The sequence below is a fragment of the Roseateles sp. AC306 genome, assembly GCF_979253795.1.
Window position 1 is genome coordinate 133302 of record NZ_CEEDEB010000012.1, and the last position, 19457, is coordinate 152758.

20 protein-coding genes and 1 pseudogene are annotated in these 19457 nt (G+C 68.7%); 5 read left to right on the forward strand and 16 right to left on the reverse strand.

The features are described from left to right. Positions 1–2 precede the first annotated feature (2 nt). Positions 3–992 (reverse strand): Nit6803 family nitrilase, encoded by a 990-nt coding sequence (locus AC0IZJ_RS20975; protein WP_471853396.1) that lies wholly within the window; start codon positions 990–992, stop codon positions 3–5. After that, positions 992–1474 (reverse strand): MSMEG_0572/Sll0783 family nitrogen starvation response protein, encoded by a 483-nt coding sequence (locus tag AC0IZJ_RS20980; protein ID WP_394479546.1) that lies wholly within the window; start codon positions 1472–1474, stop codon positions 992–994. The genes AC0IZJ_RS20975 and AC0IZJ_RS20980 overlap by 1 nt, the downstream gene beginning before the upstream one ends. Before the next feature lie 292 nt (positions 1475–1766). Between AC0IZJ_RS20980 and AC0IZJ_RS20985 the strand changes: the two genes are divergently transcribed. Then, entirely contained in the window at positions 1767–3149 is a 1383-nt protein-coding gene (locus AC0IZJ_RS20985) for an aminotransferase-like domain-containing protein (RefSeq protein WP_471853397.1), read from the forward strand. Between the two features lie 681 nt (positions 3150–3830). Here AC0IZJ_RS20985 and AC0IZJ_RS20990 read toward each other — a convergent pair. Further along, complete coding sequence (locus tag AC0IZJ_RS20990) at positions 3831–4337, reverse strand: hypothetical protein (protein WP_471853400.1); 507 nt, start codon at positions 4335–4337, stop codon at positions 3831–3833. Positions 4338–4718: 381 nt separating this feature from the next. Then, positions 4719–5189: pseudogene (locus AC0IZJ_RS20995) on the reverse strand (GNAT family N-acetyltransferase); the annotation flags it as partial. A 509-nt stretch (positions 5190–5698) separates the two neighbouring features. Between AC0IZJ_RS20995 and AC0IZJ_RS21000 the strand changes: the two are divergent. The 4 genes from AC0IZJ_RS21000 (at position 5699) to AC0IZJ_RS21015 (ending at position 8821) form a co-directional block, all read left to right on the forward strand. Further along, complete coding sequence (locus AC0IZJ_RS21000) at positions 5699–6097, forward strand: BlaI/MecI/CopY family transcriptional regulator (RefSeq protein WP_471853401.1); 399 nt, start codon at positions 5699–5701, stop codon at positions 6095–6097. Next, positions 6094–8343: a M56 family metallopeptidase gene (locus tag AC0IZJ_RS21005; protein WP_471853403.1), complete on the forward strand. Its 2250-nt coding sequence runs from the start codon at positions 6094–6096 to the stop codon at positions 8341–8343. Before AC0IZJ_RS21000 ends, AC0IZJ_RS21005 begins: the two co-directional genes overlap by 4 nt. Positions 8344–8430: 87 nt before the next feature. After that, positions 8431–8559, forward strand: coding sequence for a hypothetical protein (locus AC0IZJ_RS21010; RefSeq protein WP_471853404.1), 129 nt, complete (start codon positions 8431–8433; stop codon positions 8557–8559). A gap of 73 nt (positions 8560–8632) precedes the next feature. Continuing rightward, a complete protein-coding gene (locus AC0IZJ_RS21015; protein WP_457421848.1) occupies positions 8633–8821 on the forward strand; it encodes a PLD nuclease N-terminal domain-containing protein in 189 nt (62 codons plus the stop codon). 39 nt (positions 8822–8860) lie between these two features. Here AC0IZJ_RS21015 and AC0IZJ_RS21020 read toward each other — a convergent pair whose 3' ends face one another. From AC0IZJ_RS21020 to AC0IZJ_RS21075, 12 genes are all read right to left on the reverse strand, one after another. Further along, positions 8861–9769: a hydroxymethylglutaryl-CoA lyase gene (locus tag AC0IZJ_RS21020; RefSeq protein WP_471853405.1), complete on the reverse strand. Its 909-nt coding sequence runs from the start codon at positions 9767–9769 to the stop codon at positions 8861–8863. Between the two features lie 6 nt (positions 9770–9775). Beyond that, positions 9776–10219 carry a hypothetical protein gene (locus tag AC0IZJ_RS21025; protein WP_471853406.1) on the reverse strand — a complete coding sequence of 148 codons (444 nt, stop codon included), beginning with the start codon at positions 10217–10219 and terminating at the stop codon, positions 9776–9778. Continuing rightward, positions 10164–10361: a hypothetical protein gene (locus AC0IZJ_RS21030; RefSeq protein WP_471853408.1), complete on the reverse strand. Its 198-nt coding sequence runs from the start codon at positions 10359–10361 to the stop codon at positions 10164–10166. Before AC0IZJ_RS21030 ends, AC0IZJ_RS21025 begins: the two co-directional genes overlap by 56 nt. A 10-nt stretch (positions 10362–10371) precedes the next feature. Next, on the reverse strand, positions 10372–12354 hold the full coding sequence (locus tag AC0IZJ_RS21035; RefSeq protein WP_471853409.1) for an acetyl/propionyl/methylcrotonyl-CoA carboxylase subunit alpha: 1983 nt from the start codon (positions 12352–12354) through the stop codon (positions 10372–10374). Beyond that, positions 12347–12478, reverse strand: a complete 132-nt coding sequence (locus AC0IZJ_RS21040; RefSeq protein WP_471853411.1) for a hypothetical protein — start codon at positions 12476–12478, stop codon at positions 12347–12349. The genes AC0IZJ_RS21035 and AC0IZJ_RS21040 overlap by 8 nt, the downstream gene beginning before the upstream one ends. A 104-nt stretch (positions 12479–12582) precedes the next feature. After that, positions 12583–12801 carry a hypothetical protein gene (locus tag AC0IZJ_RS21045; protein WP_471853413.1) on the reverse strand — a complete coding sequence of 73 codons (219 nt, stop codon included), beginning with the start codon at positions 12799–12801 and terminating at the stop codon, positions 12583–12585. A gap of 52 nt (positions 12802–12853) precedes the next feature. After that, on the reverse strand, positions 12854–14584 hold the full coding sequence (locus AC0IZJ_RS21050; RefSeq protein ID WP_471853414.1) for a hypothetical protein: 1731 nt from the start codon (positions 14582–14584) through the stop codon (positions 12854–12856). Positions 14585–14656: 72 nt separating this feature from the next. Further along, positions 14657–15697: a biotin synthase BioB gene (gene bioB, locus AC0IZJ_RS21055; protein ID WP_471853416.1), complete on the reverse strand. Its 1041-nt coding sequence runs from the start codon at positions 15695–15697 to the stop codon at positions 14657–14659. Further along, on the reverse strand, positions 15694–16368 hold the full coding sequence (bioD, locus tag AC0IZJ_RS21060; RefSeq protein ID WP_471853419.1) for a dethiobiotin synthase: 675 nt from the start codon (positions 16366–16368) through the stop codon (positions 15694–15696). Before bioD ends, bioB begins: the two co-directional genes overlap by 4 nt. Then, positions 16365–17579, reverse strand: a complete 1215-nt coding sequence (locus AC0IZJ_RS21065; protein ID WP_471853421.1) for an aminotransferase class I/II-fold pyridoxal phosphate-dependent enzyme — start codon at positions 17577–17579, stop codon at positions 16365–16367. The genes bioD and AC0IZJ_RS21065 overlap by 4 nt, the downstream gene beginning before the upstream one ends. After that, positions 17566–18846 (reverse strand): adenosylmethionine--8-amino-7-oxononanoate transaminase, encoded by a 1281-nt coding sequence (gene bioA / locus AC0IZJ_RS21070; protein WP_471853423.1) that lies wholly within the window; start codon positions 18844–18846, stop codon positions 17566–17568. The genes AC0IZJ_RS21065 and bioA overlap by 14 nt, the downstream gene beginning before the upstream one ends. Continuing rightward, positions 18843–19457, reverse strand: coding sequence for a DUF4126 domain-containing protein (locus AC0IZJ_RS21075; RefSeq protein ID WP_471853425.1), 615 nt, complete (start codon positions 19455–19457; stop codon positions 18843–18845). Before AC0IZJ_RS21075 ends, bioA begins: the two co-directional genes overlap by 4 nt.

Below are 19457 nucleotides of genomic sequence, written 5' to 3' on the forward strand. Positions count from 1 at the left end.
CTTCAGTCATGGGGAACTCCTTCGGGTATGGGGAGGGCGGCTTCTTGCGAGGCGGCGCCGGGCCAGGGCTGGGTGGTGCTGTTGGCCTCGCGCCGAATGGCGAGGCTCAGCAGCTCGGGCCGCGCGTAGTGGCCCACCGAATCCATCATTCGCTTGCGCTTGGCGATCAGCGCCATGTCGAGGTCGGCAATCACCAGGCCCTCGCCTTCGGTCAGCGGCTCGGCGAGGTACTTGCCTTCGGGGGACACGATGGCCGTGTGGCAGCCGCCGCGCAGCGCGCCCTGCAGCTTCTCGTCGGCGGTGATGGCGCGCACCTGCTCCTCGCGCAGCCAGCCCGTCGCGTTGACGACGAAGCAGCCCGCCTCGAGCGCGTGGTGGCGGATGGTCACGCCCATCTGGTCCGCAAAGATCTGGCCCACCAGCGAACCCGGGAACTGCGCGCAGTGGATCTCCTCGTGCTCGGCCATCAGCGCGTAGCGGGCCAGCGGGTTGTAGTGCTCCCAGCAGGCCAGCGCGCCGACGCGGCCCACGCGCGTGGCCACGGTCGTCAGGCCGGCGCCATCACCCTGGCCCCACACCATGCGCTCGTGGTACGTCGGCGTGATCTTGCGGCGCTTGAGCAGCAGGCGGCCATCGGCGTCGAAGATCAGCTGCGTGTTGTAGAGGCTGCCGTGGTCGCGCTCGTTGACGCCCAGCACGATCACCATGCCGGCCTCGCGCGCGGCGGCCGAGACGGCGTCGGTCATCGGCCCCGGCACGGTCGGCGCCCGCTCCATCAGCAGCAGGTGGGCCGGGCCTTGCTGCACCGGTGGCTGCACGAAGGAAAAGTACGGGTAGTAGGGCAGCAGGGTCTCGGGGAAGACGATCAGCTCCACGCCCTTGCGGGAGGCCTCGCGCACGGCCTCCAGCACACGGGCGAGGGTGCCGTCGGCGCTGTCCAGATCGGGGGCGATCTGGGCGGCTGCGGCGCGGACCGTCTTCAGCGCCGGCATCACAAAGTCCAGGTGTCGATGATGACGGCGCCGGCCTTCTTGTGCAGCAGCACCACGTCCAGCACGTCCAGCGGGTTGATCGGCCGGATGCCCTCGATCAGCGCGCCTTCGCCGTGGCCGTACAGCGCCTGCAGCGCAAAGCGGCAGGCGTAGACCTTGCCGCCCTCGGCGATGAACTTGGTGATCTGCTCGTTGAAGTTCTGGTGGCCTGGGAAGGCCGCGTCGCCCAGCTTGGGAAAGCCGCGCTTCACGCCCAGCGTGACGCCGGGGCCGTAGAGCAGGATGGAGGTGTCGTAGCCCTTGCGTTGCAGGCGCGTGGCCTGCAGCAGGTTGACGAAGCCGATGGAGCCTTCGAAAGCCACGGTGTGGAAGGTCACCAGGGCCTTCTCGCCGGGCTCGGCCTTGACGTCCTCGAACACCTTCTCTTCGTAGTCGACCAGGAAATCGCCCTTCTGGGCGGCGGGGTGGGTGACCTTGGGCATGGGGTTCCTCTTGGGTTGCGGTGGAGCCGGCATCCAGGAGCGCCGGGCAGCGTCTTCATTGCGAATCACATGCCACGCGCCGCCATCACGGCGCGATCAACATGCGATCAAACGGGCGTCGTGCCCCAAGCCGGTCGTCAGCGGTGGAAGCCGGCATGTCCTGAGGCTTGCACCACGACATGGCAGGGCCATGCAATCAATGCACCCGATCAATGGCCGGGCCGCACCTCGTATGCCCCGCTGCGACGGGGCAAACCCATCAAATCAGCCCGTGCGACAGGCACACTGGGCCATGCCCTTCACGCACTGGATCGCCCGCATCCGCAACAGCGGGCTGCCTGCGTACCAGCTCATTCCCGAGCTGATTGCCGAAGACCTGCAGCAGGGCCGGCTGGTGCCGCGCGAACGCCTGCCGCCGCTGCGCGCGCTGGCGACCACGCTCCAGTTGAACTACACGACCGTCGTGCGCGGCTTTGCCCAGGCGCGCGAGCGGGGGCTGATCGCCTCGCGCCCCGGCATGGGCTCCTATGTGCGGGGCTCCTTCATCGGCCTGCCGCTGCGTGCCGGCACGGGCGCCGAGATGACGATGAACATGCCGCCCGAGATCGAGGACCACCCCGCCATGCAGGCGCTTCAGGTGAGCGGCGCCGAGGCCGTCGCCCAGACGCCGTTGCACGACCTCATGCGCTACCAGGACTTCGGCGGCACTGCGCACGACCGCGATCTCGCCGCCCATTGGCTGGCGCAGTGGGTGCCCGACGCCGCCGTGGAGCGCGTGCTGATTGCGCCTGGCATCCACGCGGTGCTGCTGGCGCTCGTGTCCCTGCTCGTCAAGCCCGGGCAGAGCCTGTGCGTGGAAAGCCTGGCCTATCCGGGCATGAAGGCGATTGCCGCGCAGCTGGGCACGCCGCTGCACCCGCTCGACATGGATCACCACGGCCTGATCCCCGAGGCCTTCGAGGCCGCCTGCAAGAGTGCGCCGGTGGGCGCGCTCTACCTGTGCCCCAACCTGCATAACCCCACCACCGCCACGCTGCCCATGCGCCGCCGCGAGCAGATCGCCGACATCGCGCTGCGCTACAGCGTGCCCATCATCGAAGACGACGCCTACGGCATGCTGCCCGCCGCTACGCCGCCCGCGCTGGCCGACTTTGCCGGTGCCGTCACCTACTACGTCAGCGGCCTGTCCAAGTGGCTGGGTGCGGGCGTGCGCGTGGCCTATGTGCTGTCGCCGACGGTGGCGGCGCACCAGCGCCTTGCCGGTGCGCTGCGGGCGACCACCGTGATGGCGTCGCCCTTCATCAATGCCGTCGTCTCGCGCTGGCTGGAGCAGGGCCATGCCGCCCAGGTGCTGGCAGCCGTGCGAACGGAGTGCGGCTGGCGCAGCGCGCTGATGCGCGAGCGACTAGGCGCGTTTGGCGTGCGCACACAGCCGAACGGCTTCCACGGCTGGCTGCCACTGCCGGACGCGACCGGCCCCGAGTCCTCTGCCAGTGCGATGGCGAACGACTTGCGCGAACTCGGCATCGCCGCTGTGGCCGCCAGCGCCTTCTCCACCGACCGGCAACCGCCCGAAGGCCTGCGCCTGTGCCTGGGCGGCGGGCTCAACCGGGATGACTGCGGGCGGGCGCTGCAGGCGGTGGTGGCGGCGTTGGGTGAACGAAGGGCGACCTGAGGCAGGCGCCGGCAAGCTCGAGGCACCGCAAGTGCGCCGCCGTGAGCGTCCTCGGCGCGTTCGCGCTGCACGGCCGGCATGCAGGTCGTTGCCGAGCGAGGTTTGGATCGACTGTCGGCACCTGGCCCAGGTGGCGGGCCGCTGGTGCAGCGTCAATGTGTTGTGGGGAATGCGGGGCTGACGGGGCTGCAGCTTGCCCGGGCGCCGACGCGGCTTGGCGGTCGACTGCTGCTTCGGATCATTGGGAATGAAGGGCGGTTTGAGGCTGGGTGCGGCCGTTCGCGCGGCGCCCCTTGGGGGACGGCTTTCGACCCAAAGCCGAGGTCCGCGACCAGGGGTGAAGATCAATTCCGCAGCGGTTGCCGTCGTCGGCGGTCAGCCGTCGAGTTGACGATGCCTGACATGAAGCGGTCGCCGGCGCACCTGGCCATTTGACGGCTTGAACTCCCGGTGTTGAGGGTGATGCGGTCGTCCAGCCTGGCTGGTACCGGCTGTGGCCATCGACGTGCGCCGGAACGTCTGCTCCAAGCGTTGGAACGGCGCTCTCGACCCTTTGCAGACGCAGCACTAGGCCCGGTGAGCCGCCCCAAAAGCTGACGTTCAACGTCGGAGTGGACGACCTTCAAGGGCTTCAAGCAGCGTTACTTAGCAGCATGCTCAGGAGGGCGATGGGTTTCAAGATCAATGGCTTAGTTTTGAGGCCGGCCGGGCCCGCCGCATAAAGGTCCAGGCCATGGCAAAAAAGGCCGCAGCGGCGATAGACCGCAGGGCGACGGCGACGACCACGGCGGCCCAGCCGCGCTGGTCGCCAAACCAGGCGATGGACGACAGCCCATGCATCACCAGTGCGGGCTGGTCACTGCAGTTGGCTGCAATCCATTCATGGCCGCGCTGGATGTCCTCGGGCCACTCGCGCTTGCGGGGTGAATCGTCCAGCGGGCCGAAGGTGCGAAGGGTCTCGTACACCTGGCCTTGCCAGTCGTACTGCATGCGCAGGAAGGCGAAGCCGCGATGCGACGCGGCCCCAGCTTCCCAGCCGCCTTCCACGCAACGCGCCGGCACGGGGTGGAACAACTGGTCTCGCAGCAAAAAGGTCATGCCCACCGTAATTGCACAAAAGCAGCAGGCGGTCAGCAGGAACCGAACAATAAACGTGCCCATGCCCAGAACGGGACCCGGAAGTTGCATGCCTTGCCTTGAAGATGGGCGCCTGGATTGTCGGCGCCGATCCAATAGTTACCCGCCTGGGATGGATGCCAACCGCGTGGTGGTCATCGGCGCGACTCTGCCAGCCACTCGAACCCGGCGCAACGGTGGACTTTCCCGCCCGGCGGTCTAGCAACCGGGCCCGGTCAGGCGACCATGCTCGCTGCCGCACAGCAGCCGTCCGCGGATGACAGCTCCTGGCCGATCACTGCCGACCATCAGTAGCCAACCGGTGGCGACGCCGTTCTGGGCCATGACGACAAGCCCGCTTAAGCGAGATTGGCAACGCGGATCTCGCATTCGCCGAGGTGAGATGCGATGAAATTGAGAGCGGCCTGCTTCGCGAGCAGGTCGGGTGACTTGTTAGGCCGCATTCTTGCGCTCCATGAGAACTACATCACCGACAAAATTAGACGATGACTTCCTCTGCTGCTCAACGAACCCCTCACGCAACCAGAAGGAAAGTGCCCGACGATTTTCCGAGTCGACCACGATGCCCAGGGAATCGCATCCCCATGAGGCGGCTAGCGCTTCAATGTGCGCAAGTACATCGACCCCCAAAGACTTTCCCTGCGCCGAGTGCACTATGAGAAGCAGACCGATGAACGCGACGTTCGACGAGGGATAGCCCCTTACTACGACGGCGCATCCAACCACCTTGGAACCTTCATGAATACTGAGAATGAATTTGTCGTCCTCGGTTGCCGTATGAGGCACGAGGTTCATCAATCGCTCGGCATCGTCGTCTGTCGCAGCCTTACCCTGAGTCGCGAATGTGAAAGAGGGAGTTTGACGAAAGACTTCCTGAAACACCAAAACGTCCTCGGGAGTTGAGGGTCGTAGGCGGCATTAGCCGATCTTTCGCATGTGGCTAGGGTCTGGATTTTCAGCGGCTTCCCGAGGTCCTAGGCGCCCATGAGAATCGGCCGGTGGCAGCTGAACGGGTCATCGATTTGAAGCATCCTGAGAACTCGGGCAGGGAGCCTACCCGAAGCAAACCTTCGCCAGCGCCCGCTTTTGGCCGAGACCTGACCTCCGAGGCGATGTACGCGATCGGCAGCAATCGCTGCAAAGAGAGAACTGCTCGTCAGTCGCCCTCAGCCAGCCGGCTTGGCCAGCACCGCCTGCGCCACACCAGCTTGTCCAAGTCAATGCCGGTTTCAATGCCGGGGCCGTTGAGCATGAACACCACAGCTGAAGTCGCACCGGTTGGCAGCCTTTTGGATGGGTCAGCAAGTTGTTCTACAGAACGATTGATCAGCGCACACCCCTGCCAAAAGCCACTTGCGCCGTCGCGATTTGTTCAACTACATTTGTAGTACGACAACTGTAGAAGATAAGTCATGGACGAAGACACCGGCAGTGCAGACGTGTCGCTGAGCGAGCTGCAGCTCAGCCTGATGCGCGTGTTGTGGGCGCGCGGCGAGGCCAGCACCGCTGACGTGGCCGAGGCGCTGCGCGGCGAGCGCGACCTGGCGCACACGACGGTGGCGACGCTGCTGACGCGCCTTGAAAAGCGTGGCCTGCTCAGCAGCCGCCGCGAAAGCCGGGCGCTGCTGTACACGCCGCTGGTGAGCGAGGCAGACGTGCAGCGCTCCATGGTGGGCAGCCTCGTCGACAGCCTGTTCGCCGGCCGCGCCAGCGCGCTGATGAGCCATCTGCTGGACGCACGCAGCGTCGACGCCAGCGAGCTGGCCGAGCTACAGGCGCTGCTGAAGCAACGCAAGGGAGCAAAGCCATGACCGATGTGCTGCTGACCTGGCTGTGCAGCTACCTCCTGCACAGCAGCTTGTTGATCGCCGGCCTGTGGGCGGCCGAACGCGCCGGGCTGCTGGCGCGGCTGGCCACGGGCACGAAGGAGACGTTGTGGCGCCTGGCGCTGCTCGGCGGCCTCGTCAGTGCCAGCCTGCCGCTGCTGCCGGCCATGCCCATCCAGGCGCCGGCCGACGTGGCCCGGCCGGTCGTCGTGGCGCAGGCTGCCGCGCCTGTGTATGCGCTGCCGGTCGTGGCCGACCTGCCCTCCGCAGCGCCACCCAGCGCACAGCTCGGCACGCTGCATGTGACGACCCGCCTGGCGCCGACGACCCATGACATGGCCATCGGCTTCGTCGCCGTCTGGCTGCTGGGTGCCGCGCTGATGCTGGCCGGCCTGGCCCTGCAATGGGCCTGGCTGCGCCGCGCCGTTCGCCGCCTGCCCGTGCTGGCCGACCCGCGCTGGCAGGCCCTGGCCGCGCGCTTGGCGGCCGAGCTGGCTTTGCCCCTGCCCGCGCTGCACCACGCCCGCCCCGGCTGGGCCAGCCCGCTGCTGGCGCCGGGCCGCGTGCTCTGCCTGCCGGCCTGGTGCCTGGACCTGCCCGACGACGAAGCCCGCGCCGTGCTGGGCCACGAACTGGCCCACCTGCGCCGGCGCGACCCCGCCTGGCGACTGCTCGCGGCCGTCATGAAGGCGCTGCTGTGGCCGCAGGCGCTCAATCGCATCGCCGTGCAGCGCCTGGACCTGCTCGCCGAGCTGGCCTGCGACGCCGCAGCTGCCGCGCCCTCGGGCCAGCGCCTCGCCCTGGCGCAAAGCCTGCTGCGCTGCGCCGAAGCCTTGAAGGCCCACGGTGGTGGCCACGGCCCGGCGCTGGCCTGCGGCGCCGCCAGCGCCGGCTCGCCGCTGTTGGCCCGCGTGCGCCGCCTGTTGAAGAACGACGACGAGACGCCGCGCGAGCGCCGTGGCGTGCGCTGGGGTTTGGCGGCAGCGATCCTTGCCGGCCTGGTCGCGCTGCCAGCGGTCGTCGTCAGCCACACCGACGCGCGCGGGCTGATGGAGCGTGTCGGGCTGGACGGCATCGCTGATCGCGATTTGTTCAGCGGCGGCACGCGCATCATCAGCCGCTACCCCGGTGGCAGCTTCACGGTGAAGCTGAAAGGCCAGGTCGTCTTCAACGATGCCGAAGACGATGTGCAGACGCTGACCGGCACGCTCACCGTGCGCGAGCGCGAAGGCGGCGTGACGCGTGAGATCGCGCTCAAGTCCATGGGCGAAGGCCGCATCGTGCGTGACTACCGCGTCGGCAATGAAAGCCGGCCGATGGACGACGCCGCACGCCAGTGGTGGGCCAGGGCCGTGCCGCGCATGTCCGAGCACCTGACCGACCCGCTGGTGCGCGCCAGGCGCCTGTTCGAGCGCGGCGGCGTTGACGCCGTGCTGGCCGACGTGGAGCGCGCCAGCGACGACTTCCCGCGTCGCCAGCGTGTCGAGGCGCTGCTGCGCCTGGGCCAGCCGCTGCCGGCGGCGGCACAGGACCGCCTCATCGCCGTGGCCGCCCGCATGGACAGTGGATTCGAGCGGCGCCAGGTGCTGCAGGCCGTTGCCGGGCTGGCGCTGGCCGAGCCGCAGCAGCTGGCTTGGCTGAAGGCTGCAGGCGGTGTCGACAGCGACTTCGAGCGCCGCGAGGCGCTGGCCACTTTTGCGCCGCGCCTGCTGCCGACGCCCGACGTGCTGGCGGCCTGGAACGAGGCCATGGGCCACATCGGCAGCGACTTCGAGCTGCGCACTGCCATCGAGGCCCAGGTCGGCAGCCAGCCCCAGCCGGCCGTGCTGAACGCGGCGGTGCAGGCGGCAAGCCGCATCCAGAGCGACTTCGAGAAGCGCGAGGCCTTGAGTGCCATCGCCCGCCGCCTGCAGGGCGACGAAGCCGCTTTGGTGGAGGCCTATGCCCGCACGGCGGGTGGCATCGCCAGCGGCTTCGAGCGGCGCGAGGCGCTCAACCTGTTGCTGGACCGGCCCAAGCTGGGCGCTGCGGGCCTGGAGGGCGTGCTGACCAGTGCCGAGAGCATGGAGAGCGGCTTCGAGCGCCTGCAGGTGCTGCTGCGCGTCGCCGAGCGCCTGGGCCAGGCCAAGCCAGTGGATGCGGGTCTCATCGACCGCCTGCGCCGCGCCGGCCGTGGCCTGGGCGACCACGAGCGCGGCCAGATCGAGAACGCGCTGGACAAGCTGGGGTGAACGGCACTTTCGCAGCGCCGCCCTTTGCTGCGATGCCGCCCGCCGGTCCCTTCCCGAACGGAGCCCATCTTGCAACGACGAATCTTCATGAGCAGAGCCACGCGCGCGACCGCCACGTCCAGCGTTCGCGTCGATGCGGTGAGCTGGATCGACAACATGCACCCAGCCCAGGTCGAGGGGCGCATCGTCAATGTGCTGCGGGAGATGCAGGGCTGAATGGCGCGCATTCGCCCGGAGTTCACGTCAGCGCGCCGCTACGATGCCGGCTCCCCCACAGGAGTCAAGCTCGATGAACTTTGGATACAACGGCCTTCTGGGCGTGCTCATTCTTGCCGGTGACATCTGGGCCATCATCAACATCTTCCAAAGCTCGGCCAGCAATGAGAAGAAGCTGCTTTGGATACTCGCGGTGGTGCTTCTGCCGGTCCTGGGCTTGATCTTGTGGTTCTTCCTTGGTCCGCGGGGCGGCAAGGCGTAGCCGGCAAGGGGCGAGAGACTGAGTGCCAGCCGTGAGCCCTCAGCCCGCCCGCTTCGCCAGCACCGCCCGCGCCACGCGCGACACCGGCGGGCGGCCGAGCACCTCGGAGATGAAAGCGCCGGCGTCGACCACCTTGTCGAGGTCGATGCCGGTGTCAATGCCCAGCCCGTTGAGCATGAACAGCACGTCCTCCGTCGCGACATTGCCGGTCGCGCCCTTGGCATAGGGGCAGCCGCCCAGGCCCGCCACGCTGGCGTGGAAGCTGTGGATGCCCAGTTCCATGCTGGCGTAGATGTTGGTGAGCGCCTGGCCATAGGTGTCGTGGAAATGGCCCGACACCTCTGCGAGCGGGAAGTGTCGCAATGCCCGTTCCATCGCCGCCTGCACCTTGCGCGGCGTGCCCACGCCGATGGTGTCGGCGATGTCGATGGCGTCCACGCCCAGCGCGCGCAAAGGCGCGACGACGGCCTCGACCTGGTCGGCCGTGATGTCGCCCTCATACGGGCAACCCAGCGAACACGACAGCGCCGCGCGCACCTTCACGCCGGCCGCATGCGCGCCGGCGATGACCGGCGCGAACCGATCCAGGCTCTCGGCGATGGAGCAGTTGATGTTCTTCTGCGTGAAGGTCTCGCTGGCGGCGGTGAAGACGAGGATCTCGTCGGGCTTGGAGGCCAGTGCCGGCTCCAGCCCCTTGAGGTTGGGCACGAGCACCGAGTAGCGAACGCCGGCACGGCGGGATATGGCCGCCATGACGGCGGTGTTGTCGCCCATCTGCGGCACCCACTTGGGCGACACGAAGCTGGTGACCTCGATCTCCTTCAGGCCGGCGTCCTGAAGCATCGCCACGAGCTTGGCCTTGTGCTCGGTGGAGACGTTGGCCTTCTCGTTCTGCAACCCGTCGCGGGGGCCGACGTCGAGGATCTTGATGTGGGTGGGTAGGGGCATGACCGATCAATCGTTGTCGTCAAGCGCTTCAAGGTCGGCCATGTCCTTGAGGCGGCCGCTTGCGCGTTTGTTGGCCTTGAAATCGTCCAGACCAATGAAGTTCAGTGGCAGACCGTCAATGTCGACGACCTCGCGTCGCTGAAAGCAGTCCTCGAAATGGACACCGTCGATACCCATGAGCAGATCGATGCGTCGCGGCGGCTGGCCGAGCTGGATCACGGTGTTCGGTGCGAAGTCCGAGTGCTTGAGGTCGAGTGAGCCGAAGCCGAACGCCTGAAGCACCCCGAGAAGTCGCCCGACGTTGTCGGGGCTTCGATCCAGCCAGAAGTCGATATCGCCCGTGTAGCGGGGATGGCCATGCGCAGCCAGCGCGTAGCCACCGACGACGAGGTACTCAACGCGATGTGCGTTGAGTAACTCGGCAAACTCTTTGAAGTCCGGGTTGAGCATCGGGATGTTCGGCGAGACCTTCGTGCTGAAGCCGCAGTTGCTCGACCGCCGCCAGCCGCTCCGCAGCCGGCCGCGAGCGCCAGTAAGCCAAGTCCTCGGAGGACTGACGCTTGCGGTCGGTGATCTTGATCGTGCGCAACATGGCCTGATTGTCAGGCTTCCAGCTTCAAAAGCTCAGCGCCATCGCCCACCTGGTCGCCCACCGCGAACAGCAGCTCCGCCACCTTGCCGTCGCGCGGCGCGCTGATGGTGTGTTCCATCTTCATCGCCTCCATGACGGCCAACGGTTGGCCCTTGGTGACGGTGTCGCCGGCCTGGGCGAGGAAGGCGATGAGCTTGCCGGGCATGGGCGCCGTGAGGCGCCCGCCCTCGGCGGGGCCGTCGCCGGCGTGGGCGATGAGGTCCACCTCGGTCAGCACGGCCGAGCCTTTCGCGGCGAAGACGGCGACGCGTTCGCCTTGGGCATAGGTCTTCACGCGGACGCGTTCATCGCCGAGGAAGAGTTCGTGCGTTTCGGTGTCGCTCGACTGCACGGCCAACTCGATGGCTTCGCTTTCGACCGTCAGCGTCATGCCGCCGCGGTGCTGGCGGGACAGCAGCACCTCGTGATGCGCGCCGCCGGCTTCCAGGTCGAAGCGCCGCGTCGCGGAGCCGAACATCCGCCAGCCATCGCGCGCGCTCCACGGGTCGGCGCTTTGGATTGAGCCCTCGACGGCGAGTGTGTGTGCCACGACGGCGGCAGCACTGACGCGCAACGGCAGGCCTGGCTGGTCGAACAGCACCGCACGTTCGCGTTCGATCAGGCCCGTGTCCAGATCGGCGTTGGCGAACGACGCGGTGGCCGCGCAGCGGCGCAGGAAGGCCACGTTGGTCTGCAGGCCGACGATGTGGGTGTCGCGCAGCGCCAGGTCCAGCCGGGCCAGCGCCTGTGCGCGGTCCTCACCCCAGACGATGAGCTTGGCGATCATCGAGTCGTAGAAGGGGCTGATGGCATCACCCTCGCGCACGCCGGCGTCGATGCGGACGTGGCCCCGTTCAAACGCGACGTGGCCCGGCCAGCGCGCCACGTCCAGCCTGCCGGTGGCGGGCAGGAAGCCGGCGTCCGGGTTCTCGGCGCAGATGCGCGCCTCGATGGCGTGGCCATGCATGCGCAGCTCGTGCTGCTTCAGCGGCAGTGGCTCGCCCGAGGCGACGCGGAGTTGCCACTCGACCAGGTCCTGCCCCGTGATCGCCTCCGTCACCGGGTGCTCGACCTGCAGCCGCGTGTTCATCTCCATGAAATAGAAGCGGCCATCTTGTTCAGCAATGAACTCGACGGTGCCGGCACCGACATAACCGACAGCCTTGGCGGCGGCCACGGCGGCCTCCCCCATCTGCGCGCGGCGCTCGGGCGTCATGCCCGGCGCGGGCGCTTCCTCCAGCACTTTCTGGTGGCGGCGCTGCACGGAGCAGTCACGCTCGAACAGGTAGACGCAGTCTCCATGCGAGTCGCCGAAGACCTGGATCTCGATGTGGCGCGGCTTCTGCACATAGCGCTCGATCAGCACCGCATCGTCGCCAAAGCTGTTGATGGCCTCGCGCTTGCAGGAGGCCAGCGCCGCGTCGAACTCGTCGGCGCCGTGGACCGCCCGCATGCCCTTGCCGCCGCCGCCGGCGCTGGCCTTGATGAGCACGGGGTAGCCGATGCGACCCGTCTCGCGCTTGAGCAGCGCGGGGTCTTGATCAGCGCCGTGATAGCCGGGCACCAGCGGCACGCCGGCCGCTTCCATCAGCCGCTTGGACTCGGCCTTCAGGCCCATGGCCAGGATGGCGGATGGCGGCGGGCCGATGAAGACGAGGCCGGCGTCCGCGCAGGCCTGGGCGAAGGCCTCGTTCTCGCTGAGGAAGCCGTAGCCAGGGTGCACGGCCTGTGCGCCCGTCGCCTGGGCGGCGGCGAGGATGCGCTGCCACTGCAGGTAGGAGTCGCGCGGCGCCGGGCCGCCGATGTGGACGGCCTCGTCGCAGGCCTGCACGTGCTGGGCGTCGCGGTCGGCGTCGGAGTAGACGGCGACGGTCTCGATGCCGAGGCGACGCGCGGTAGCGGCCACTCGGCAGGCGATTTCACCCCGGTTGGCGATGAGGATCTTCTTAAACATGGCCGCTCCCCGGGGTGAACTCGCCTGTGTGCTCGGCTGCGCCGACCACCCTGCAATTTGTCGCTCGTGCGACCGCGCCTTTGGCGCGACCGCCCCGGTTGGCGATGAGGATCTTCTTGAACATCTCTTTGTCTCCGGTCTCGTGAACCTTGCTGGAGGCTCCGCGCTGGCCAGGGTCGCTGGCAAGGCTGGAGCCGGGATGTGGTGAAGCGGGTGAGCGCTTGGCGGCTAGGCCGACTTGCCTTCCTTCAGACGCTTGCGACGGGCCTCGTAGTCGTCGTAGTCCGGCGCATTGCGCTTCTCGCAGGCGCGTCGGTCCTGTGGATTTCCGCTGTTGCTGGCGCACTGGGCCAGCGCGTGGTCCTGCACGTAGTCGTAGACGGTGGTACAGCCGGTGCTCAGCGTGAGCGGCAGGGCCAGCAGAAGCAGGCGAACGTTGAGACGCATGGGTGAGGTGCTTGTGAGTCGCGCGGTCAGCATACGGGCCATGGCCGCCCGGTCAATGGCCCAGCCCGAGCCGCTCCACGGCTTGCGGCCGAAGGCGCAGCAAGTCTTGGATGGGCATCTCGGGCGTGGGTGACGGGCAGGCCAGTGCCGTGGGTTGGGGGGCGTCCGTGCCGAGGGCGATGGGTTGGCCCGCCGAGCAGGCCGCGCGCACGGCCAGCCACGCGGCGACGGGGTCGTCGAAGGGCGACACGCCGGCGATGCGGCGCACGCGCATGTCGCCACGCAGCGTCTTGCAGGCGGGCACCGCTTCGATGAGGAAGTGATCGGCGTTCGTCCAGAAGCCGAGGCGGCCGCAGTCGGCGTTCATCAGCTCGCCCATCAACGCGGTAGTCATGCGGCCGCGCAGCGGTTGGGGCAGCGTGTCGCCCGCCTTCAGCGCGGTCGCCTCGATGAGGTCGGGCCAGTCGCGCTTGAGGGCACTGAGCCAGCCTTGCTTCGGGTCCAGCAGCAGCCGGTGCATCGCGCCCGTCGGGCCACCATCGGCCCAGCGGGCCACGGCCTGGGCGTCGATGGGCGCGGTGCTGCCGCGGAACGGGCTGGCGGCGATGTCGACCGATGCCGCATCGCGGGGGCGCAGGGACTGCGCCAGCAGCCAGGTGACGTGGCCACAGGCATAGGGCTCGTCGTCGCGGTTGAAGCCGATGGGCAGCGTCGCGGCCGGCCGGTCGCGGCGCGCGAACTGGCAGCTGTTCAGCGCCGTGTCCATCTCCGCGCGCCAGCGCTCGCTGTCGAACTGGCCGGCCTCGTGCATCAACAGGCCGGCCATCCAGTCGGCATGGCCTTCGTGGATCCAGGGGCGGTCATGGTCGGTGCGGAAAACGCCGGTATCCCACCAGTGCGTGGCCTCGTGCGACACGAACCAGCGTGTCTGCCTCATGGCTTTGGCCGGCTCCTTGGGCGGCGCCTCGTTGAAACGCAGGCTCATCATGCGGCCCGGCGTCACGTCGCCCCGAAAGCCGGGCACCGCAGACGAGGTGCTGGCCAGCACGGCCCATGGGCCGGCCGGCGCCACGCCATAGGCGCGCGTCAGCCGGGTGGTCACGCTGCCCAGCGCCGAGCGCACGGCCTCCAGTCTGTCGGCATCCAGCCGGCCGTCGTGGATCAGCACGCCGCCGGGCAGCGGCTCGACGGCGGCCTTGCCGAGGAAGGTGTATTCAAGGGCGGCCAGCGCGGCCCAGCCGGCCTGGGTCCGGCCTTCGTCCTGCGCAGCGAATGCCACCTGCTCGGCGCTGATCGCGCGGTCCACCGGTTGCGTGGCCAGGCGCCCCGCCACCACGGCGTGTGCACCGGCGCCCGGCATCCAGCGCCAGCGCAGCGAGTGCCCCGGCAGCGCCACGGCGTAGTAGCCCGTGTAACTCAGCACGGCCGACGCGCCGATGGCGAAGGCGGGTTCGTAGACGGCGTAGCGGTTGAGCAGGCGCGGTGTGAAGCGCACGGTGGCCGACGTGCATTCGCCGTTCAGCCGCAGCGTGGTGCGCGGCTTCAGGGCGATGGTGGCGCAGCCATCCAGCGGCGCGGCCATCTCGCCCCAGACCGTGGCCATCGTCTGCGAGCGGTCGAACAGCGGCAACTCGCGCACACCCTCGGGCGGTGTGTAGCGCACCAGCAGCGCCCCGTCGTCGGCAAGGCTCTGCTCGATGAGCAACTCGCCCGCCGACGCTGCGCCCGCCAGCAGGGTCAGCCCGGCGTATAGCCAGCGGTGACTCAAGTTCTTTGTTGACATGACTCCTCCCTGAAACGCGTCGCGCCGGCGGTGCTGTTGTCGTCTCACCGGCGCTGCATCACTGCCAGGCGCTCAATGTGCGCGGCAGACGTCCAGCTTGTCGGCGGCGGGTACAGGCAGTTCCGCCTCGGTGGCGCAGCGCATCCCCAGCCGCTCCAGCAACGCACGGTCCTTCTCGGCCTGCGGGTTGCTCGTCGTCAGCAGCTTGTCGCCATAGAACATGGAGTTGGCGCCGGCCAGGAAGCACAGGGCCTGCATGGTCTCGGGCATCTCCTCGCGGCCGGCGGACAGGCGCACCATGGCGCGCGGCATCGTGATGCGGGCGACGGCAATCGTGCGGATGAACTCCAGCGGGTCAAGCGGCGCCACGCCCGCCAGCGGCGTGCCTTCCACCTGCACCAGGTTGTTGATGGGCACGCTTTCCGGATACGGGTCGAGGTTGGCGAGCTGCGCGATCAGGCCGGCGCGCTGGCGGCGCGTTTCGCCCATGCCGACGATGCCGCCGGAGCAGACCTTGAGCCCCTGCTGGCGCACGCGCTCCAGCGTGTCCAGGCGGTCCTGATACGTGCGCGTCGTGATGATCTGGCCGTAGAACTCGGGCGCGGTGTCGAGGTTGTGGTTGTAGTAGTCCAGCCCCGCGCTCTTGAGCTGCTCGGCCTGGCCGTCTTCCAGCATGCCGGCGGTCAGGCAGGTCTCCAGACCGAGCGCCTTCACTTCGGCAATCATCTCGCCGATGGCGTCCAGGTGACGCGGCTTGGGCGAGCGCCAGGCGGCGCCCATGCAGAAGCGCGTCGCGCCGTTGAGTTTGGCGGCGCGGGCGGCTTCCATCACCTCCTGCAGCGGGATCAGCTTCTCGGCCTTCAGGCCGGTGTCGAAGTGGGCCGACTGCGGGCAGTAGGCGCAGTCCTCCTCGCAGCCACCGGTCTTAATGGACAGCAGCGTGGACAGCTGCACCGCGTTGGCATCGAAGTGCTCGCGGTGCACGGTCTGCGCGCGGAAGAGCAGGTCGTTGAAGGGCAGCTCGAACAGCGCCGCGATCTCGCTCACGGTCCAGGGCTTGGCCTGGCGGCGGTCAGCGTCGGCGGTCGGGGTGAGGGTCTGGATCTGGTTCATGCGGCAAGCAATGCTGAGATGTCTAGACAGGCTGGCGCGGCCAGCGGGTCTGTAAGTCGAGGCAGGTGGCCAAGGCAGGGCGCCTTCAGGCCGGCCTGCAGCGAGGCGAGATTGTCGGCGACATGCGCCTGATGCGGGTCGACCGTGTTGGCGACCCAGGCGGCAAGCGTCAGCCCCCGGGCGCGGATGGCCTCTGCCGTCAGCAGCGCATGGTTGATGCAGCCCAGGCGCAGGCCGACGATGAGGATGACGGGCAGGGCCAGATCGACGGCGAGATCGGCCGTGTCCCAGGAATCATCGAGCGGCACGCAGAACCCGCCCACGCCTTCGATAAGGGCAATCTCCGCCTTGGCCGCCGTCGCCCGGATGGCGGCCAGCAAAGGTTCACGCTCGATGCTGCGGCCCTCAAGCCGCGCGGCAATATGCGGCGCACACGGCTCGCGGAATTGCAGCGGGCCGACGTCGCTGTCGGTCAGGCCCAGGTTCTGCGCGGCGACCAGCGTGGCGACGTCTTCGTTGACCCAGCTGCCATCGACGAACGCCTGGCCGGCCGCCAGCGACTTGATCGGCGCGACGCGCAGGCCGCTTGCAGCAAGCGCGCGGGTCAGCGCGGCCGTCACGAAGGTCTTGCCGATTTCCGTGTCCGTGCCGGTGATGAAGAAGCCCTTCATGCGGCTTGTTCCTGCGTCGCCGCAGCCCGCTCCAGCGCAGTCAGCAACTCATCCACATCGGCCGGCGTGTGCGTGCCGCACAGCGTGATGCGCAGCCGCGCCGTGCCGGCCGCGACGGTGGGCGGGCGGATGCCGGGCACGCGCAGGCCGGCGCTCTCCAGCGCGGCGGCGAGGGCCATGACCTCGGCATTGCCGCCGACGATGAGCGGCTGGATGGGCGTGGCGGAGTCGGTCAGCTGCCAACCCAGGCGCGGGTGGTGGTCGATGAGCGCCATCAGACCGTCACGCAGCCGGGCCTGCAGCGCGACAAGGTTGGCGCGGCGTGCGGCGCCCAGCGGGCCTTCGATGAGCGCGAAGCTGGTCAGCAGCGCATGCTCGATGGCCGGTGGCGAGGCGGTCGAGAAGATGAAGTTGCGGGCCGACTGCAGCAGGTAGTCGACGATGGTGGCGTGGGCGGCGACAAAGGCGCCGGACAGGCCCGCGGCCTTGCCCAGCGTGCCAACAAGGATGAGCCGTTCGCTGTTCAGGCCGAAGTGCTCCAGGGAGCCGCGGCCTTGCGCGCCGAGCACGCCAAAGCCATGCGCGTCGTCGACGATCAGCCAGGCGTCGAACTCGTTGGCGAGTTTCAGCAGCTCGGGCAGCGGCGCCAGGTCGCCGTCCATGCTGAAGACGGCGTCCGTCACGATGAGCTTGACCTTGGCGGTGCTGGCGGCCAGCAGCGCGCGCAGGCCGGCCACGTCGGCGTGGCCGTAGCGCGTGACCTTGGCCTTGGCCAGCCGTGCGGCGTCGATCAGCGACGCGTGGTTGAGCTGCTCCGAGAAGATCTCGGTGTGCTCATCGCCCAAGGCCGTGACGACCGCCAGGTTGGCCATGTAGCCCGTGCAGAAGCCAATCGCACGCGCCTGCGGGATGTGCGGCGCGTACCAGCGGGCGAGCGTGTCGGTGACGGCCTCGTGCGCGGCGCTGTGGCCGCTGACCAGCGGCGATGCGCCCGAGCCGCCGCCCCACAGCCGCGCGCCTTCGGCTATGGCCGCGGCAATCCGCGGCTCGGCGGCCAGGCCCAGGTAGTCGTTGGAGCAGAACATCAACAGCTCGCGGCCGTTGATGCGCTGGCGCGGCGCGGTGCCGTTGTCGGCTCGGCGCAGGCTGCGGGTGAGGCTCTGCGCGGCGAGGGCGTTGAGCTTGGCGCTCAGGTGATCAAGCAAGGACATCGTTGAGCGTCGCGGTCACGGCCTGCGCCAGGAAGGCCGCGGTCGGGTCGTCGATCAGGTAGGGAGGCATCAGGTAGACGGTCGATCCGATGGGGCGGATCAGCAGCTCGTGTTCGCGCGCGGCGAGATGGAAGCGTTCGGCGAATCGCGGCGGTGCATCTGGCACATCGAAGGCCAGGATCATGCCGCGTTGGCGCAGGTGGGTGACGCGTGAGGCCAGGGGCGCAAACGCGCGGGCCAGCGAATCGGCCTGGGCGCGGTTGGCGTCGAGCTGGCCGGCGTCGAAGCGGTCCAGCACGGCATTCGCCGCCGCGCAGGCCAGCGGGTTGCCGGTGTAGGAGTGCGAATGCAGGAAGCCGCGCGTGACGTCCTCGCTCCAGAAGGCGGCGAAGACATCGTCCGTCGTCAGCACCAGCGACAGCGGCAGCGTGCCGCCGGTGATGCCCTTGGACAGCAGGATGAAATCCGGCCACTCGGCTTGCGTTTGTTCCCACGCGAAGAAGGTGCCGGTGCGGCCGCAGCCGACGGCGATCTCGTCGGCGATGAGATGCACGCCGAACTCGCGGGTCAGCTCGCGCAGACCTTTCAGATAGGCCGGCGCGTACATGACCATGCCGGCCGCGCCTTGGATGAGCGGCTCGACGATGACGGCGGCTATTGAAGCGTGACGCTCGGCCAGCAGCGCCCGCATCGCATCCAAAGCCTCGGCCTCGCTACCCAGGCGCCCATCAGGCGACGCCACGATGTGGGCGCGCATCAGCAGCGGGTCGTAGGCATCGCGGAAGACCTGCACGTCGGTCACGCTCAGCGCGCCCAGCGTCTCGCCGTGATAGCTGTTCTTCAGGCAGACGAACTCGCGTTTGTCCGCACGGCCGCGGTTCTTCCACGAGTGGAAGCTCTGCTTCAGCGCGATCTCGACCGCGCTGGCGCCATCGCTGCCGAAAAAGGCATGGCCCAGCGCACCGCCGGTGCGGGCGGACAGGCGCTCGGCCAGCCGCACGGCGGGCTCGTGCGTGCAGCCGGCCAGCATCACATGGGGCAGCGTGTCGAGCTGCTGCTTGATGGCGTCGTGCAGTGCCTTGTCGCTGTGGCCGAACAGGTTGACCCACCAGGACGAGTTGGCGTCGAAGTAGCGGCGGCCCTCGGCGTCGAACAGCCAGGGGCCGTCGCCGCGTGCGATGGGCAGGGGCGGCACGTCTGCCAGGCGGGCCATCTGCGTGCAGGGATGCCAGACGGCGGCGCGGCTGCGGTCTTGAAGGGAAGTCATGCGGAGGCGGGGCGTCTCAGGCGCCGGACGAGGGCGCGCAGGAATCTGAAGCAGAACCAGATCAGCGCGACCATGACGGCGAGCGTCAGAGCCAGCAGCGGGAAGAAGACAAACGGGTGCGCCCAGGCCAGCCACAGCATCGTGGGCACGGCCACATCACCGGCCAGCGACAGGCCGATGTTGGAGAACGGTTCGGGCGAGGTGTTGGCGGCCGCGCGCGTGCTGGCCTTGGCGGTGTGGGCGGTTGCGGCCAGGCCGCCGCCCAGCAGCGCGGCCACCACGCTCCAGGCGCTGCCGTGGTCGCCCGCCCAGCCGCTCACCAGGCCGGCCACCAGCGCCGCGCCGGCGGGGATGCGGATCAAGGTGTGCAGCGCGTCCCAGGCGCTGTCGACGAGCGGGATCTTGTCGGCCAGGAACTCGATGAAGGCCAGCGCGGCAGCGCAGGCCATGACCAGCGGCGTGCCGAGGATCTGCAGGCCCGGCGGCAGCGTGACCCAGCCCCAATGCCCGGCGATGCCGACCAGCAGCACCGTCAGGTACAGGCGCAGGCCACTGGCCCAGCCGAGGGCAGCGGCGAGGGCGAGCAACTGGATGGCATCGAGCTGGGGCAT

What these genes read in the sequence shown, in the direction of transcription:
- AC0IZJ_RS20975 (WP_471853396.1), bottom strand. Translation starts at nt 992, where the DNA reads ATGCCGGCGCTGAAGACGGTCCGCGCCGCAGCCGCCCAGATCGCCCCC.
- AC0IZJ_RS20980 (WP_394479546.1), bottom strand. Translation starts at nt 1,474, where the DNA reads ATGCCCAAGGTCACCCACCCCGCCGCCCAGAAGGGCGATTTCCTGGTC.
- AC0IZJ_RS20985 (WP_471853397.1), top strand. Translation starts at nt 1,767, where the DNA reads ATGCCCTTCACGCACTGGATCGCCCGCATCCGCAACAGCGGGCTGCCT.
- AC0IZJ_RS20990 (WP_471853400.1), bottom strand. Translation starts at nt 4,337, where the DNA reads ATGCAACTTCCGGGTCCCGTTCTGGGCATGGGCACGTTTATTGTTCGG.
- AC0IZJ_RS21000 (WP_471853401.1), top strand. Translation starts at nt 5,699, where the DNA reads ATGGACGAAGACACCGGCAGTGCAGACGTGTCGCTGAGCGAGCTGCAG.
- AC0IZJ_RS21005 (WP_471853403.1), top strand. Translation starts at nt 6,094, where the DNA reads ATGACCGATGTGCTGCTGACCTGGCTGTGCAGCTACCTCCTGCACAGC.
- AC0IZJ_RS21010 (WP_471853404.1), top strand. Translation starts at nt 8,431, where the DNA reads ATGAGCAGAGCCACGCGCGCGACCGCCACGTCCAGCGTTCGCGTCGAT.
- AC0IZJ_RS21015 (WP_457421848.1), top strand. Translation starts at nt 8,633, where the DNA reads ATGAACTTTGGATACAACGGCCTTCTGGGCGTGCTCATTCTTGCCGGT.
- AC0IZJ_RS21020 (WP_471853405.1), bottom strand. Translation starts at nt 9,769, where the DNA reads ATGCCCCTACCCACCCACATCAAGATCCTCGACGTCGGCCCCCGCGAC.
- AC0IZJ_RS21025 (WP_471853406.1), bottom strand. Translation starts at nt 10,219, where the DNA reads ATGCTCAACCCGGACTTCAAAGAGTTTGCCGAGTTACTCAACGCACAT.
- AC0IZJ_RS21030 (WP_471853408.1), bottom strand. Translation starts at nt 10,361, where the DNA reads ATGTTGCGCACGATCAAGATCACCGACCGCAAGCGTCAGTCCTCCGAG.
- AC0IZJ_RS21035 (WP_471853409.1), bottom strand. Translation starts at nt 12,354, where the DNA reads ATGTTTAAGAAGATCCTCATCGCCAACCGGGGTGAAATCGCCTGCCGA.
- AC0IZJ_RS21040 (WP_471853411.1), bottom strand. Translation starts at nt 12,478, where the DNA reads ATGTTCAAGAAGATCCTCATCGCCAACCGGGGCGGTCGCGCCAAAGGC.
- AC0IZJ_RS21045 (WP_471853413.1), bottom strand. Translation starts at nt 12,801, where the DNA reads ATGCGTCTCAACGTTCGCCTGCTTCTGCTGGCCCTGCCGCTCACGCTG.
- AC0IZJ_RS21050 (WP_471853414.1), bottom strand. Translation starts at nt 14,584, where the DNA reads ATGTCAACAAAGAACTTGAGTCACCGCTGGCTATACGCCGGGCTGACC.
- bioB (WP_471853416.1), bottom strand. Translation starts at nt 15,697, where the DNA reads ATGAACCAGATCCAGACCCTCACCCCGACCGCCGACGCTGACCGCCGC.
- bioD (WP_471853419.1), bottom strand. Translation starts at nt 16,368, where the DNA reads ATGAAGGGCTTCTTCATCACCGGCACGGACACGGAAATCGGCAAGACC.
- AC0IZJ_RS21065 (WP_471853421.1), bottom strand. Translation starts at nt 17,579, where the DNA reads ATGTCCTTGCTTGATCACCTGAGCGCCAAGCTCAACGCCCTCGCCGCG.
- bioA (WP_471853423.1), bottom strand. Translation starts at nt 18,846, where the DNA reads ATGACTTCCCTTCAAGACCGCAGCCGCGCCGCCGTCTGGCATCCCTGC.
- AC0IZJ_RS21075 (WP_471853425.1), bottom strand. Translation starts at nt 19,457, where the DNA reads ATGCCCCAGCTCGATGCCATCCAGTTGCTCGCCCTCGCCGCTGCCCTC.